Source organism: Geobacillus sp. C56-T2 (genome assembly GCF_007829715.1).
Lineage (GTDB): Bacteria > Bacillota > Bacilli > Bacillales > Anoxybacillaceae > Geobacillus > Geobacillus icigianus.
In genome coordinates this window covers 21,329-37,141 of record NZ_VJWB01000002.1, presented here as the reverse complement: position 1 = coordinate 37,141, position 15,813 = coordinate 21,329, and the positions used below count along the sequence as shown (strand labels likewise).

The following is a 15,813-nucleotide window of genomic DNA, read 5'->3' as shown; positions in this document are numbered from 1 at the left end:
CCCTGAAAGGCTGAAAAGCCTTGATACATCAATATTTCTAGAGGGAGGAATGTTTGTGCAACAAAATGCGAGTAGCGCGAGATTCAACAAAATATCTGAACGGTTTTTAAATAGTGAAGTACATAAGATGAGTCCAACAATTCAACGGGTTCTTGAAATGAGTCGATCTTGGAAGATTGATAGCGTTTGTGATGTTGCTTGCGGAGCCGGTCATTTTGGTATTTCATTTCGAGATTCTGCTTCTTCGATCACTGTTGTGGATCCAGCAGAAAATATGTTAGAGACGGCTAAACGTTTAGCAGCTGACAAAGGAGTAGACAATTTCCAAACGGTACAGGCGTACGCAGAAGAAATCCCCTTGGAAGCTCAGTCTTTTGATCTTGTGGTTTCGCGGCTGGCTCCCCATCATTTTGTAGATATACAAAAAGCGGTATGTGAGATGGCAAGAATAGTGAAACCAAATGGATATGTTGTCGTGATTGATTTATCTGGATACGAAGATCAAGAGATTGATGAATTTAACCATCAATTAGAAATATTGCACGATCCTACCCATGTGAGAAGTTATCGTGCTTGGGAATGGAAGAACTTTTTTACAAACGCAGGACTAAACGTCGTAGAATTACATGATTGGCAAATGGAACGACCGCAGGGAGTTTCAGTAAAAAAATGGTGCGAAATAGCCTCTTCTGGTTCGGAAGCAGAAGAAAAAATACGCCAGTTATTGCGTGATGCACCACCCCATTACTTGGAAGTGATGCGGATTGAAGAGCGTGATAACGAATATTATATGCCCATTAAGACAGTATTGATAGTAGGCCAAAAAAGGGGAGAGTAGTTTTGCCAATCATCAAAATCTATAGTCCGGACAAATGCCCGTCTCCTGATGTATTATCCAGTTTGTGTAAAAAAGTTACACAAGTGCTCCAGTTACCTGCTGATCATGCTTGGGCATTTTGGCATAGGTTAACTGAGCTTGAGTTTCATCGACCGGATTGGACTGTTTCTGACAAACCAGCAGCTCCTATGGTCATGATGTATTGTAAAAGTACATACTCAGAAGAGCAGATCGAACACGTTATTTGGGTTATTAGAAATCATTTAGCTGATACTTGTCGCTGTTCTGAAAATGAGATTTATATTTCGTGCTTGCGCATTTTACCCAATCACCTTTTGGTAAGGGGAGATATTTGGCGTGGATAAAGGAGGAAGTCTTTTGTGGTAGAGATTATTTCGGTAAAACCTATTGGCATCGTTCATAGTCCGCGCAAAGAGATGAAAGATGATTTTTGGGGATCCGTAATATCAGAGATCGAATTGGATTCTTCACTATTTACTGAAGAAGCATTATATGGGTTGAAAGACTTTTCCCATATTGAAGTGATCTTTTATATGCATAAAGTGAATCATGAGAAAATACAATTTGGTGCCCGACATCCGCGTAATCGAACTGACTGGCCAAAAGTTGGAATTTTTGGTCAAAGAGCGAAAGCGAGGCCTAATCAACTTGGTGTATCCCGATGCCGACTTCTAAAAGTAGAAGGGTTAAAGTTAACGGTACAAGCATTGGATGCGATTGATCAGACACCTGTCTTAGACATTAAACCCTATATGGAAGAGTTTGGACCGATTGGTGTGGTACATCAACCAGAATGGTCAAGGGAAGTGATGAAACAATATTATGCAGAAGAGATCGAGCATGAGTAGTATTCATGCACAGCGAGTAGAATTGCTCAAAAATCGAGCATTTTTATTATATTTTATTGGAACAACAGTCTCTTATTTTGGAAATGGGATGCAATATATTGCTAACAGTTGGTTAGCCTTAGAAATGGCTGATGCGAATTATTCTGTAGGCATCGTATTAATCTGTTCAGCGTTACCAGGCATTTTGCTTTCACCGTTTTCAGGTGTCTTTGTGGATTGGATGGATCGAAAATATTTGGCAGCTTCGATGGATTTTTTCCGTGCTCTTGTCTTGCTTAGTATTCCTCTAATTTCATGGTTGGGTGAGTTAAATATTTGGCATATATATCTGATGGCGTTTTTAGTAGCAATTGGAGATTTAGTTTTTCAGCCGGCAGTCATTGCGCTGATTCGCGAGATTATTCCTAAAAACTTGCTGTTGACAGCAAACAGCACCACCCAAATTACAGCCCAAATCGGCTCTTTGATCGGTGCGGGTTTAGGTGGATTGATTGTCGCTTACTTCTCTCCTGTATGGGTGATGTTACTCAATGCGTTTACATTTATCGTCTCATGTTTATGTATTCTTGCTATGCCTAAATCAGATGGTATGAAATCTTCAGAAAGAAAAAGCTGGTCTCTGCTAGCAAAACGGTTTTTTACTGAATTAGAGACAGGGATTCAGTATATTAAACAGAATCAACAAATTTTTATTTTGTATTTGATCATGTTGTCTTATCCAATTACATTGCGTTCGATCAATTCTCTTTTGCCCATTTTCTCGAAAGATGTGTTGAAAGTAGGCGCAGAAGGCTTTGGATATATTGATGCCGCTTTTGCCGTTGGGGCGATTGTGGGAGGTTTCCTCCTCCCTAGCTTTGTCAACAAATTAGGTAACTCACTAGCTCTAATGGTAGGATTGGGAGCATTAGGAGCCAGTTTATTGTTTTTCTCGATCTCATTTGACATATGGACAGGGATATTGGGTTATTTCCTGATTGGTTGCACATTTCAATCTCGTATTTTGTATCTGACAACCATCCAACATCAGGTTGACTTAGAAGTACAAGGACGTGTTCATTCTGTTTATACTACTTTTGTTTCTGTGTTCGCACTCGTTGTTTACTTCTTGACGGGCGTGCTTAGTGAAGTGGTTTCTGCCCGATGGCTATATGCCTTGCAAGGAATAATCGTATTGATTGCTACCAGTTACTTCTGCTATTTATATACAAATAAAAAGCTAACAGAGAGTGAAGCATATGCTGAAAAAAACTGATACCATTGTATTGATTGGCTGGCGTCGTTATGCGATACAACGTGCGAAAGAATTAGGGTTATATGTGATTTATATTGAACATAACGGAAAAGTAAGACCGGAAGATGCCAAACTAGCTGATGAAGTTGTAGAAATGGATTATCGCAATATAGAGCAGTGCGTTGCTTGGGTTAAACAACGCAATCGACAAGTCCCAATAAAACTCATCATCAGTTTTGCTGAAGATGGATTAATTCCAGCCGCCAAGTGCAATGAAGCTTTAGGAATTTGTTGGAACAGTGTTGAAACAGTAGAGCTGTTAAAAAATAAATGGAAGATGAGAGATCATTTGTCACAAAATGGTTTCAGTTCAATTGAGTATAGTATAGGAAAATCATTAGAAGACATTCGGCAGTTTTATTTTAAGCTTCAACGACCGATTGTTATTAAACCGATTGATGGGACGGCTAGTCAGGATATTTACTTAATTCGCTCAGAAAAGGATATTGAAAAATTACGCCAATTTGTAGAACGGCTTCGTTATTCAGAGTTTCTCATAGAAGAATATCTTGAAGGAGAAGAGTTTAGTATTGAAACGATGAGTTTTCATGGGGAACATCTGGTGCTTGCTATTACCGACAAGAAGACGTTTCCAAACTTTGTTGAGAAAGGACATACATTACCCACGCAACTTCCTCAAGAAAAGAAAGTAATTCTAGAAGAATTCGTTAAAAACTTCCTTACTATTATTGGGCTAAAAGAAGGACCCGCTCACACAGAAGTAAAATGGACTCCTTATGGGCCAAGAATAATTGAATCTCATAATCGAATTGGTGGAGATAAAATCAACGAGTTATATAAATTAGCTTATAAGCATGATATGCTTACCATAACTTTTGCTTGGGCTAAAGGATTGAGACAAATAAAAGAACCTCCTCAGCCGGTGGCTGCTGCTTCTATTCAATTTATTTCTCTGCCACCAGGACGAGTTGTCGAAATTGAGGGAGTAGAGCAAATACGAAAACAACCATTTGTTTCTCTCGTAGAGCTATCTGTTAAAGTAAATGATGAAATTAAGGAATTGCGAAGTTCGTGGGATCGAGTTGGATGTATTATTTGTTCAGGAAAAAATCCAAAAGAAGCAATAAATCGTTGTGAAGAAATGATACAACAGTTGAAGATAAAAACAATTCCTGTTAGGGATATTGGGTAGTATGTTTGTAACATAAAAATAATAGAGTAAATTTGTATGTGGTCCACCTTATTCCCTCCTGAGTGATCAGGAGGGTTTTTTATTGTTTTTCATTATGAAATAAGGGAGTTATATTGTTCAACTAGTTTGTCTTACAAACAATTGTATATACATGCACCAAGAAATCTTAACGTCCGCATAAGCGGTGCCCACTCCGGTTATACTGCTCCTAGGAAACAAACGGAAAAAGGAGCGGAATTCTGCATGAAACGTCTCAAAATCGCCAACGATCATGGATGGACACCACGCGCTCTTCGTAAGCTTCTACTGAATCGAAAATACCTGACGGGTCGAGAGACATTTTTGACGCCGGAATAGCAGGAAGAACGGAAAAGAACTTGTGTTGACCCGCCCCCCTGCCGAACTCGGTTGGGACATTGCTTCTACGTGGAATACACGGTTTCTTCAATCCTATATCCGCGAGCACTACGGGGTGAACATGTCCCGTGGGGATTCGAAAACTCCTGCATTGAATGAAACTGTCCTAGACTCGGCCGACGTATACCTTAGACAAGGACGATGCGGAACAACAACATGCATTCTAGAAGCAGATGGACTTCATAAAAAAACTTGATCACTCCAGATCCCGGTGCTGTTGTACGTCAATGAGACCCATGTTCGTTCGTACCCAAAAAAGTTAGATGAACGAGATTTTTTCCTGTCTTTTAACGTATCATCTTATTATAAATTAAAGTAGACGTATAATTTACGTTATATGACTAACAACTCTATCTTTTTTATGATATACTCGTCATATAATGTTATTTTTTTAATCGATTATTTGCTCTTCGAATCCTTTTAAACTCGTCGTATAAGTGAAAGGATGGAAAAGATGCTCAACGAGTATGTCACTTATCTTCAAGAAAAGGGAGCTTCCCCGAACACGATCATCTCCTACACGAATGACTTGAATATCTTCTTCAACGATTTACATATTCGTCCAGGTGATTACGTCACGACGGCCGATATTCGCAAATGGATTCAGCAAATGTTGAATCCAGCCGAAGGGAAACCGTTGGCCATCTCCACGATCAATCGTCGCCTGAATGCGTTGCGGAGCTTTTATGCGTGGGCGGTCGAACATTATAAGCTCGAACAGAACCCAATGAAAGATATCCAGGATTTAAAATCGGCCGATGAAGACAACGAAAAAATTATGTGGCTGACAGAAGAAGAATTTGAGGACTTGTTGCATCGGATGCGGAAAAAACCGGTTCGCAGCAGAGGAGTGGATCCCGAGGAGAAATATCGCCGTGATCGGGCTGTTGTATATCTGCTTACCTATGCAGGATTGCGGGTCGAAGAGCTATCGAATCTCAAATTAACGGATTTAGATTTAGAGATGAAACGAATTCGAATCGTGGGGAAAGGGATGAAGGTAAGAACGGTGCCGATCTCGAATATCTTGTTGGCCGAACTCGAGGATTGGCTGAAGTTTCGCGCGGAAATGGCGAAAAAGAAGTCGCATGTGGCCGAATCGCCATACGTCTTTTACAGCCAGCGCTCGCCGAAGTTTTCGGTAAGAGGTATTCAGCGAATGATTGAAAGCTACAGCCTTCCGAATAAAAAGCTTACACCACACATGTTCCGGCATACGTTTTGTAAGTGGATGTTAAAGGCGACGAACAACGATATCGAGAAAGTGCGGAGGCTTGCTGGTCACAGCAATATCGCCACGACATCACGATACTTAAAAGACAGCTATAGTGATTTGGCTGATGCAGTCGAGGCGCTGCCGAAGTTCTAACCTAAGCAAATTTGTTTCAGAAGGGAGAAAACCAATCGATGATGGATTCATTGCAAATCATTGACGGGTATTTTAGCAATAAGGAGTTTTATATGCGCAGCGTGGCTGGATTTCCGTTAGAAGGTCGCTTCAAGGCCGCCGGCTTGCGTTCCTTGGCACGATTGATCGATGAAAACGAGCCTTTTTCTTTCACGCTAGGTCCCAACACCGTGCTCCACGTTCCTGTGGAGCTCAATCGGCAGCTGAAAAAAGAGCTATTCATGATTGCGGAGAAGCTTGATGAAAAGGAATAAACAGCGAAAAACGGTGTTTCATTTAGGGAATCTGGTGAATGACCCAAACTCGTCATTTACTGAATCATAAGCCGACGCCTCAATAGATTTTTCTCCTTTCTGTGAAGGAGATAGGGGAGAAGTCGATGAAATAATGTAATAATTATAAAGAAATTAACTTGTTAGATAGAGAGGGGAGTAAGATTGGCAAAGCAAACAAAAATTTGTGCATGTGGACATACAGTACCTATAGATTTTGATCAAGAACAAATAGAATTAACAGGTAAAGTAAGTGATCTGAATATGCTTGATCCTATAAGCTATAAAGCAGAAGCAACAGAGTTGTATAAGGGTATAGAGCTGTACTACTATTACGAAGAAGATACTTTAAAATTTATAGATGACGGGAGCGCACCTAAAGCAAAATTCAAGAACTTATGTGAATCATGTTTGTTGGAAACTTTACAAACTGATGAACCACATTATGGCGATGGTGTATATTTGACCCAACACAAGCAATTGTTTGATAATGCTACCCATGAAGAGGTGAAAAAAAGTCACGGAATTTCTTATAGAAAACACCGCGCTACATATGTTTGTCTTGATGAAAGTGTATTTCGAAAAATATATAAAACCGGAGGGGTTGTGCGTTCTTGCAAGCATACAGTACAAACAATAGGTGATAAAAAAATGGTAAGTGTAGATGATGGGGTTTTGTTTCAGCTTTACTTAGACTGGTAAGAAAGGAGGGGAGAAAATAATGATAACAGGAAAAGGAATTATTGATGATTTCTTTAATAAAAAGAATCCTATTGATAAAAAGAAGATATTATCCAATATATGTAAATATACATATATATATTATGGAATAATCCCATTTGCAAGCTGGTTTGCAAAAGATGAAAGAGGAGTATCTTATGAGGATTTGTTGTGGGAACTTTTCCGATCAGCAAATGCAGAAGAAACTTCAATTGGGGCTTTTTTATTATTGGCAGAAATAAAAGAAAAACATCCTCCTGTACCAATTGGATTCGCTCAACGGGCATTGACTATCTGGTGTCAACGAGATTTTAAGGACGATAAAGTACTGGCTTATGTATTTAATCGTTTCCCTCAAAATCGTAAAGAATGGATAAAAATATTAACTGATTATGGACGATTCAAAGGTGATATACAATTAAAATGGGGAGATTCATCTTTAGAAACTATCTTACATCTTTGTTTGACCATGATAAAAGGAGTACAGACATGTAAAATAGAGCAGATAGATTACTTTCTCAAACCTGAACTGGATCGATCTTTGAACCTTCTTACCAAACAGATAATCGGTTTAGTGAACAATAGCGAGGAAATTAGTAATCATTTTATCAATGAATTGCTGTCAGCAATTCCAAACAATAATTTGAAATTAACTACACGTATGTTAGCTTTTCAACTATTGACAATGAAAAAAATAAAAGAACGAGTTGAACCATCACACATTGCCAGAGTTTTTTTTAGTTCTTCTGTAGATGCTCCGTCTCCCCTTGGAGCTTTATTATATAATACAGCAAAAGAAATAAGTGATTTGGCAGAGGATATTCCAATTCCTTTAAAGTTGGTAGCACGATCAAACCGTTATATGAATGAAGACTACAGCCAAATCAAGCCTGAGGTATGGAAGGAAATTCTTCATGCCTTTCATACTGAAATAAAAAGTAATCACAGTATAAAGAAACTTCAATATCCAGAAGGATTTACAAATGATATGATTGTCAGATCACTGTTAAGAGAAACAAAAGTACAATCACCTATTGATCCGTTTGAATTATGCGATCAATTAAATATATTGGTTAAGACAGTAGAATTACCTCATAACATAGAAGCATTTACTATCAAAAGTGAATCGGCTGATAAGGGAATGATTGTACTGAATTGTAATTTTCGAGAAACAAATAGGCAAAAGTTTACGTTAGCACATGAGATCGGTCATCTTCTAAAACACTCCTTTCCAAATGGAACTAATGTTTTAGTGGATGAACGTGTAGAAGAGTTGCTTTCTAATCAATATACACCGTGGAATCAATATGTTAATCTGCAATGGGAAAGGGATGCAAACGATTTTGCGCATCGTTTGTTATTACCTACGGGATCGATTGAAGAAAAGCAGTTAAAAAGGATTCAATCCAATTTTGTAAGTAATATATCGTTTTTTTCAAAAAAATGGGGAATTTCTATGAGTGTCTTATCATCGAGACTAATTTCTGTTACAGATATAGAGATGATACTTATTATCTCAGAAAATGGGGATATTGTATTTTGTCAAGTTTCACCTTCCTGGGAAGGAGAAACAGTGTCATTAAAGAATTGTACTGTCCCTGATAATTCTCTTACGTATGATTTCATCTACTGTGAAAAATTTAGTTATACATCGCGGCCAGGTCAAACGAATTTAAATATTTGGTGTAAGGAAGCAGATGATATCTTTCTAAAAGAAGAAGTATTTGCCACTGGTTATGGAAAAGTGTATACATTTTTGTATAAGTAAAGTTTAAATAAAGTGTAATATTAAAAGAAGAAATGAGAGCTAACGTCAATTCTTGCTGCTCTCATTTCTTTGTGATTTGATCAATTTGTTAAGTAATGGAGTTTAAGCGTTGTACGGTCCGATCGATTTGTTGTTGTATTCTCCGTTTCCATTCTGGAGCGTCATTATTGCTTTCAACGAGACAGTCACGAAGCACTTGTTCTAACAATTTATAATCCAATCGTCCGTTTATTCGGAATCCAGTTTCAAATAAATGGATAAACTGTTCTAAGGTTAAAGGAACAATTCTTAAGGCCATTCGCGAATCGTCTGGTCGATACCACACACCGATTCGGAAGGTTTCGGCAGTATTTGTATCGATTTTATTTGCAAGGAATAGTCCATAAACTCGCTTCCCATGTTGTTCATAGTGATCTACTATTTCCGCAACATGCCTACGTACTGGTTCCCCTTCCGCAGCCTCTTGACGTGAAGACTGCGTTAGAGTGACCTCAACTACTATAACGAAATCATCGAATTCAAAAATCATATCTGGTCCATTACCAGGGGCTGGATGTAATGGCAGAAAGTCTTGGTCAACTTTAAATCTCCTTGCTTCCCACGGCTCATTACAAAGCGAATTTATTGCTAAAAAGGCTCGCCAAATTGACCATTCGAAATATGCAGCACCTTCTCCTTGTGGAATTATACTATTACGTCGAATTGGTTGAGTTAAGGCTTGAAGATACTGCAATATATCCTGCCATTGATTAGCCTGATCTTGCGCATACTGCTTTTCAAGAACTTTCAACCAATCATCTTCCAATTCAAGGCGCAAACGAGAGAGATCAGGTACTCCCATCTCTTCAAGGTTAGGAAGTTCTACTGTTTGGCCACTTTCTGTGAGAAGCTGAGCTGTTGTCTGAATCACCTCGATAGCCTTAGGAGCATTGTCGGTAGGTAGCTTTGCTCCATTCCAAAGTGTCTCAAGATACTCACTTTCTGGTATCGGAGTGTACGGTTCTTCAAGAATTTGCTCAATGATGGTTTTTTTATGGCTTGCAAAACGAAGTTTGTTTCCCTTTTCTACAAAAAGACCGGTTAACTTCAAATATCGGAAGTTCGAGTCAGCATAATCCATAAGCGTATTTGCGCTTTGACTCGCAGTTACAACTGATTGTAGATGTTCTCGAATTAACTCTTTTCTCATCCTTGCACTAGTAGCTGTAGCAAGTTTCTCACGATATCTAACAATGCGATTGACCACATCATCAATTTCTTCTAAAGACGTTGTTAGTTGAACAATTGAGGCCATCTCGTGCTTGCTAATTTCAGCTTCTAACCCCCGACGTTCTAACGCAGCTATTATTTCCAGGACTATGCGAAGCGGGCTAAAAATAGGTTCGTGAAAAGATCTTTCGATGTCTGAAGGAATTTGATAGGCTAGTAATGCTCGCAAAAAACATTCCTGTTCACTAGGCATAGTCCTTGATTCCACGAGTCTCATTCCATTTGGAGTGATCGTAAATGGATCATCTGCAAAAAAGGGTTTGATAAATCCAAGCTGCATTAAAGCAGCACGCCATTTTCTTCCTACGTCGCTGGCATCACTACTTGGTGAATCATTGAGTCTTTTAACAAAAACGATACCTTCATTATGAAGGAGTTTGGCAAACTCCTGCTCTTTTTCTCTTCCGATTAGGTTCCCATGCAGTGGAGAGTTCAAGAGGACTCTCAATCCATCTTTCAAACGTTTAGCGTTGCGCACAGTTGTATTGCCGATGTACCATGCTTTTTGCGTCATGAATTGTTCCCCCGATAAAACCTAAAATCCGACAAATAGATACTCTTGAACTTGGTTGTTGTTGTCTCCAACTTTATGTCCTTGGTTGCCAAACGAGTATCTATGATCTATGGACACAACTTCGACCCTTTTTTTGTATTTAGCCATCAAAGCAAGCATTTCGTCTTTTGTAGGTAACGAGTTAGAGGAATAGGATACTATCAAGATGCTGTTTTGATGGCGTTTGAACAAAAGATCAAAAGCATCATGAGCACCTTTGATGGAACTAAATGGAGTAGGGTAGCTCTTGAATTTCTTTGTTTTTGTATGCCATTGCATTTCTACTCCTTTCCAGTTCCGAGCGATTCCTTCAACAAAATGATAGCGACGAACATAATCGTTATCTGACAATGGACTGTAGTAAGGTGGATCAATATAAACTAAATCTGCTTTTTGTCGACAATCCATTGCATCACCATAACGAGATTTACTCATTTTCCCATTATCAAAAACTGCTCCATTCACTTGTGTTACCGCCTCGAGAAATTGTTGCTGTAAAGTCAGAGTTAAATCGCGTCTACCGTCGTCGTAACGATATCCCGTATAAGTAAAAATACCTCGAGGACGTTTTTTAAGACACGCTCTGACTAGTGCTGATATAGCAATAGCTCGTTTATATTCGTTTTTTAATCTGTCTAAATTTGCACGAATAGTATCAATAAACTCATTATCCTCATCGTTGAAATACAGGTCCTTGAATGTCTCGGAAACAAAGTTATCACGTGGAGTTGACTTATCAAACAAAAGCTCTATATCTTGATCGGTTAAGGTTACAAAACTATTCTCGACCATCGCTTTTGTAAAGTAATGCGAAAAGGCCATATAGTCATTGCTGAAAACCTGCTTTCCTTGAGTTTTAAACATATAACTAACTACGCCACTTCCGCTGAACAGATCCAGAACGCTATCGAACTGGAAATGAGAAGCAACAGACCAGATATGTTCTAAAAGGTTCTGTTTGCTCCCCATAAAACGAGTCGGAGGATATTTGTCCATTTGGCTTGGGAGTTTGACGGGTTCTGGAACGATAAAAATACGTTGTTTTGGTTCGACCTTTACCATGACGTCCTCTCCTGTCCTTTTTGAAGCGTCGCTATTTATGTTTCTCCGAGTCTTATGAACGCTAATTGCGTATTTTCCATACAGTTCATGAACTAAAGGGTGATTCGAGTTTGTCAGTATTACATAACACCCTAACTCATGAAGCCTGTCAACTTCTTGGGCAAGTTCAATATGATCTTCTTCGTAAAACTGTTCCTTCGTATATCTTTTGAAGTCAGAATACTTTCCAACGGGCAGATACGGCGGGTCGAGAAAAATAAAATCGCCCGGTCTCGCGTGTTCTCTCAAAACGTCTTTATAATCGCCTTCAACAATGAGGACGTCTTGAAGTGCGTTACTAGCCGCACGAAGATTTTCTTCATCACAGATTTTTGGATTTTTGTATTTCCCATAAGGAACATTGAATTGTCCTTTTCGATTCACTCGATATAATCCGTTGTAGCAAGTCCGATTCAAATATATAGTTCGAGCTGCTCTTTCAACCGGAGACAGTAAATCTGGGTCAAGACCTCGAATTTCATAATAGAAAGATTCGTCATTTTTCATTTCTTTCAAAATTGAAATCAGTTCTTCGACATTGTCAGCAACGACACGATACAGGTTTATCAGTTCAGGATTAGAATCCGCAATAATTGCGTCTTTTGGGGTGAGTGCAAAGAACAAAGCACCTCCACCAAAAAACGGTTCTATATATCGGTTATATTGTTTTGGTACTTGTGGCAACAACACGTCTAGCATTTGTTGCTTTCCGCCAGCCCACTTCAATATTGGTTTTGGTTTCACCATAGTTCTAATTTCTTCTGAAGCCTGTGGTTTCATTCTGTTTTCTCCTATCAACTATCAGTAATCTTTCTATCAAAAATAATAACATATATATGGGATGTATTGAATTATGCGGTTCTGGTGCGAAGAAAATTCACAAAAAACATAGGACATGAATTTCCTGCTAACTTACGGATTATGGAGCAATATGGATGATTTAGGGCTGATGATGTTTTTATTTGGATAAATTTTGTTTTTCTATACTAATCATGCCCTTTTTTAGATTAGTAGTATCAGTATGTCTAAGTTTGACAATTACTTACAATCAGCCTAAGGTTCTTTGCACCAGAACCATATACGAAACAAGCAATTCCCGATATAAAGTACTATAAGCACCAGACCGGATGTATCCGGTCTTTTTTAATAAACATATGGCTCCTCTTCATCATAACACCTTATTTTCCCAATAACATCTTGACTTTTTTAACAAAATATAAGAACATATATTCGTAAATAGAACATATGTTCTTAAAAAGGGGGTCTTGCGTCGATGTTGCTTGATATTTCTCGTCTGCCAAAAAATAAAATTTTATGTATCGACATGAAAAGTTTCTATGCCAGCTGCGAATGCGTCGATCATGGACTGGATCCGTTTCGAGTGGGAATGGCCAAAAAAAGAAACTTTATGTTGCAGCATCTCCATATGTCTTTTATAGTCAACGATCACTGAAATTCTTACTAAGGGGCATTCAGCGAATGATTGAAAGCTACATCCTGCCGAATAAAAAGCTCACGCCCCATATGTTCCGGCATACGTTTTGTAAGTGGATGTTAAAAGCGACGAACAACGATATCGAAAAGGTGCGCCGGCTAGCCGGTCATAGCCATATCGCTACCACATCGCGGTACTTAAAGGACAGCTACAGTGATTTGGCGGATGCGGTGGAGGCGTTGCCAAAGTTTTAATATTGTTGTATGTGGAAAAGGGAGAAAAAACAGCAATATATCAGGGTGACATTGTTGGTTTACTGGTTTGACCCCGGTTAACTCCGACGCCACCGAAAAAGCCGGAGGTCGATTTGTCCTGGCTGGCCGTGTCACCGCACACTCTGGGGGTCGTGTGGATGTCCTGTGTTGACTCTGGGATGTCCTCAGGAGGAGGCAGACGCCGCCACGAAGGATACCCATGGTGTCTCGTTCTCCCCCCATCCGGCGTTTCGTGACGTCAATGACATCACGCCCCTAATCCCGACGCTTACCGTCCGGCTCGTTTTGTGGGAACAAGACGGACAGTTGCGTCAAGGGGCGCTGGCATTATCCGATGATTCGGTGCCGTTGCCGCTCGATCGCGTCTCACTGAACCGAGACACATGTCGTCCGTCAAGGGCATCGATGAAGTCTTGTGTGAGCCGCTGTCCATACCGGAAGATTTGCTACTCGGCGGGGATGACAACCCGATTGACCGGCTGAACGCTGAAGAAGGCTTGGTATCCTTCGCCACACCGTTTGTAGCGCACTTCCACTTCCTCGCCCACACAGCCAAGGGGGCATTTCCGCGACATCCTATGTCTCCGACGCGTCCCTTGATTGAGTCTGCCCTGCATCATCCAATCCTACAAAGCCTCCCTTTCCCCAAAAACGTCTGTATGAGCGCATTAGGTCGGTTTTTAGCGGTGTTCTTCTTTTATCCAGTGATCCGGCTTTCAGCCATCGGACGAATGGATACCACGGGCAACAGACGCCCAGCAGTCGCCACGATAGCGGCCACTCGCTTCGTACCTTGATTGAGTCCACGATTGAGTCCACGAAGGTTGATCTTCTCCATCATTACAATGACGAGCCGCCAACCACCCATCATTAGTCGCCACACGCCTCTCACTGAAGGACAGAAGATGACTCTAACAGACAGGGGTTTCCCATGCCAGAGACAAAGAACGCCTCAGCGCTCCCTTGTTTTGGGAAAATCGTTTATATAAAAAAATGAGGTGTTACTCCTCAAACACCTCATTCATCAACTCTTCAATCTCTTTCCACCGCTTCTCTGTTTCTTTTTTATCCACTCGGAACTTTCCGTTCTCTTGTACAATCACATCGCCGGCGCGGGCGTTTTTGGGTAGCTTGCTTTTCTCAATATCGATCATTTTGCCATCCTCCGCCTCACAAACTGCCCATTTACCCTCGAAGCGATCAATGATATATTTCATTTAACCACCTCTTAATAAATTGGTTTTACGTTGAAGGTAAGCGTTGTTCCGTTGGTTGTTGCGATAATCGTTCCTTGTTTGTCGGTACGGAATACCTTGACTTTATAAGATTTCAACCGATTTAAAACTTCCGATGTTGGATGGCCATAGGCATTCTTGCCAACCGAAATTACCGCATATGTTGGTTTTGCAGCTTTTAAAAGCGTTGCGCTGGTCGATGTTTTCGCACCGTGATGACCTACTTTCAACACATCAGCGCGCAAATCCTTTTTCGCTTTAACCATATCCGCTTCTGCTCGAGTCTCGGCGTCGCCTGTAAACAGAAACGACTTTTTGCCGTAGGTTACTTTCAAAACAGCGCTCCAGTCATTTGTATCGCTAGTGCTGTACGATTTTACAGGTCCAACAAACTTCGCAGTCACACCTTTGATTGGCAGAACAACATCTGCTTTAGCAACTTTGATGGTAAGTTTCTTATTTTTCACAGCGACCAAGAAATCTTTATATGCTTGCGTTGTATTACCGACTTTTGGAGCATACACACTTTTCACAGGGAAAGCCTTGAGAACCTCATCAAGACCGCCAATATGGTCGGCGTCTGGATGAGTCGCGATCATGATTTCGATGTCCTTTACCTTCTGCTTTTTAAGATAGGCGACGACATCACTGCCATCTTTATTTCCTCCATCAATGAGAATGTCCTCTCCATTTGGCGCTTTAATGTAAATACTGTCACCTTGCCCAACATTGATGAAGTGTACATACATGTTTTTTGGGGCTGCGTCTGTTACAATTCCCGGTAGTATTGCTATCATAAATACAATTACAGCTACCATCAGCATCTTGATTTTCCTCATTGAAAACTCCCCCTTTTACTTTTCAAGAAGATTATACCATCAATTGAGCTAAGAGGGAGTATAGAAAACAAACAGGAGGCGAAAAAATGTTCGATATTATTAGAAGACTAAGGTGTCCGGTATGCTCAAAAATTGTCCGCCCTAGCGATAAAGTGTTCTTGGATATAATCAATACAATCATCCACCAGAGATGCTACTATCAAAATTTGTCCCGTAAATTCCTCCCATTCAAAGACAAAGGAACATTTCAACATATGTTGCTGAAGTATCCGTTTTTACTTGATGATCATGATAATGAAAGTGTTTAATTTTTTGTCTGACAAAAAATAAATTAAGTTCGTTTTTTCAAGACACGATGATATGCTGT

General features: G+C 39.9%; 14 protein-coding genes and 1 pseudogene. 10 read left to right on the top strand and 5 right to left on the bottom strand.

All coding sequences use genetic code 11. From position 1 onward, the window contains the following. Positions 1 to 55: 55 nt before the first annotated feature. The 9 genes from GC56T2_RS17330 to GC56T2_RS17285 all read left to right on the top strand — a co-directional run bounded on the left by GC56T2_RS17330 (position 56) and on the right by GC56T2_RS17285 (position 8,739). Entirely contained in the window at positions 56 to 838 is a 783-nt protein-coding gene (locus tag GC56T2_RS17330; RefSeq protein WP_052523790.1) for a class I SAM-dependent methyltransferase, read from the top strand. Between the two features lie 2 nt (positions 839 to 840). Continuing rightward, positions 841 to 1,203 carry a hypothetical protein gene (locus GC56T2_RS17325; protein ID WP_144977476.1) on the top strand — a complete coding sequence of 121 codons (363 nt, stop codon included), beginning with the start codon at positions 841 to 843 and terminating at the stop codon, positions 1,201 to 1,203. A 24-nt stretch (positions 1,204 to 1,227) separates the two neighbouring features. Further along, on the top strand, positions 1,228 to 1,707 hold the full coding sequence (tsaA, locus tag GC56T2_RS17320; RefSeq protein ID WP_144977492.1) for a tRNA (N6-threonylcarbamoyladenosine(37)-N6)-methyltransferase TrmO: 480 nt from the start codon (positions 1,228 to 1,230) through the stop codon (positions 1,705 to 1,707). Next, positions 1,700 to 2,962: an MFS transporter gene (locus GC56T2_RS17315; protein ID WP_044736722.1), complete on the top strand. Its 1,263-nt coding sequence runs from the start codon at positions 1,700 to 1,702 to the stop codon at positions 2,960 to 2,962. Before tsaA ends, GC56T2_RS17315 begins: the two co-directional genes overlap by 8 nt. Then, positions 2,946 to 4,154: an ATP-grasp domain-containing protein gene (locus GC56T2_RS17310; protein WP_044736723.1), complete on the top strand. Its 1,209-nt coding sequence runs from the start codon at positions 2,946 to 2,948 to the stop codon at positions 4,152 to 4,154. Before GC56T2_RS17315 ends, GC56T2_RS17310 begins: the two co-directional genes overlap by 17 nt. An 871-nt stretch (positions 4,155 to 5,025) precedes the next feature. Then, positions 5,026 to 5,940 carry a tyrosine-type recombinase/integrase gene (locus GC56T2_RS17300; RefSeq protein WP_144977472.1) on the top strand — a complete coding sequence of 305 codons (915 nt, stop codon included), beginning with the start codon at positions 5,026 to 5,028 and terminating at the stop codon, positions 5,938 to 5,940. A gap of 38 nt (positions 5,941 to 5,978) precedes the next feature. Continuing rightward, entirely contained in the window at positions 5,979 to 6,233 is a 255-nt protein-coding gene (locus tag GC56T2_RS17295) for a hypothetical protein (protein ID WP_012301086.1), read from the top strand. Positions 6,234 to 6,416: 183 nt separating this feature from the next. Next, positions 6,417 to 6,953 (top strand): hypothetical protein, encoded by a 537-nt coding sequence (locus GC56T2_RS17290; RefSeq protein ID WP_011229485.1) that lies wholly within the window; start codon positions 6,417 to 6,419, stop codon positions 6,951 to 6,953. A gap of 19 nt (positions 6,954 to 6,972) precedes the next feature. Beyond that, a complete protein-coding gene (locus GC56T2_RS17285; RefSeq protein WP_012301085.1) occupies positions 6,973 to 8,739 on the top strand; it encodes an ImmA/IrrE family metallo-endopeptidase in 1,767 nt (588 codons plus the stop codon). 88 nt (positions 8,740 to 8,827) lie between these two features. Here GC56T2_RS17285 and GC56T2_RS17280 read toward each other — a convergent pair whose 3' ends face one another. Together GC56T2_RS17280 and GC56T2_RS17275 are read right to left on the bottom strand one after the other, a co-directional pair. Beyond that, entirely contained in the window at positions 8,828 to 10,522 is a 1,695-nt protein-coding gene (locus tag GC56T2_RS17280) for an AlwI family type II restriction endonuclease (RefSeq protein WP_011229483.1), read from the bottom strand. A gap of 21 nt (positions 10,523 to 10,543) precedes the next feature. Continuing rightward, the gene (locus GC56T2_RS17275) at positions 10,544 to 12,442 is read right to left on the bottom strand and encodes a Dam family site-specific DNA-(adenine-N6)-methyltransferase (RefSeq protein WP_044736724.1); all 1,899 of its coding nucleotides are present in this window, start codon (positions 12,440 to 12,442) and stop codon (positions 10,544 to 10,546) included. A 612-nt stretch (positions 12,443 to 13,054) separates the two neighbouring features. On the opposite strand from GC56T2_RS17275, the pseudogene GC56T2_RS17270 reads away from it, so the two are divergent. Then, positions 13,055 to 13,351: pseudogene (locus tag GC56T2_RS17270) on the top strand (tyrosine-type recombinase/integrase); the annotation flags it as partial. Between the two features lie 467 nt (positions 13,352 to 13,818). Here GC56T2_RS17270 and GC56T2_RS18265 read toward each other — a convergent pair. The 3 genes from GC56T2_RS18265 to GC56T2_RS17255 all read right to left on the bottom strand — a co-directional run bounded on the left by GC56T2_RS18265 (position 13,819) and on the right by GC56T2_RS17255 (position 15,446). Continuing rightward, positions 13,819 to 13,947, bottom strand: coding sequence for a hypothetical protein (locus tag GC56T2_RS18265; RefSeq protein WP_255211305.1), 129 nt, complete (start codon positions 13,945 to 13,947; stop codon positions 13,819 to 13,821). A gap of 426 nt (positions 13,948 to 14,373) precedes the next feature. Continuing rightward, the gene (locus GC56T2_RS17260) at positions 14,374 to 14,589 is read right to left on the bottom strand and encodes a DUF3006 domain-containing protein (RefSeq protein ID WP_008881774.1); all 216 of its coding nucleotides are present in this window, start codon (positions 14,587 to 14,589) and stop codon (positions 14,374 to 14,376) included. Between the two features lie 11 nt (positions 14,590 to 14,600). Next, positions 14,601 to 15,446, bottom strand: coding sequence for a ComEC/Rec2 family competence protein (locus tag GC56T2_RS17255; protein ID WP_011229479.1), 846 nt, complete (start codon positions 15,444 to 15,446; stop codon positions 14,601 to 14,603). Positions 15,447 to 15,813 lie beyond the last annotated feature (367 nt).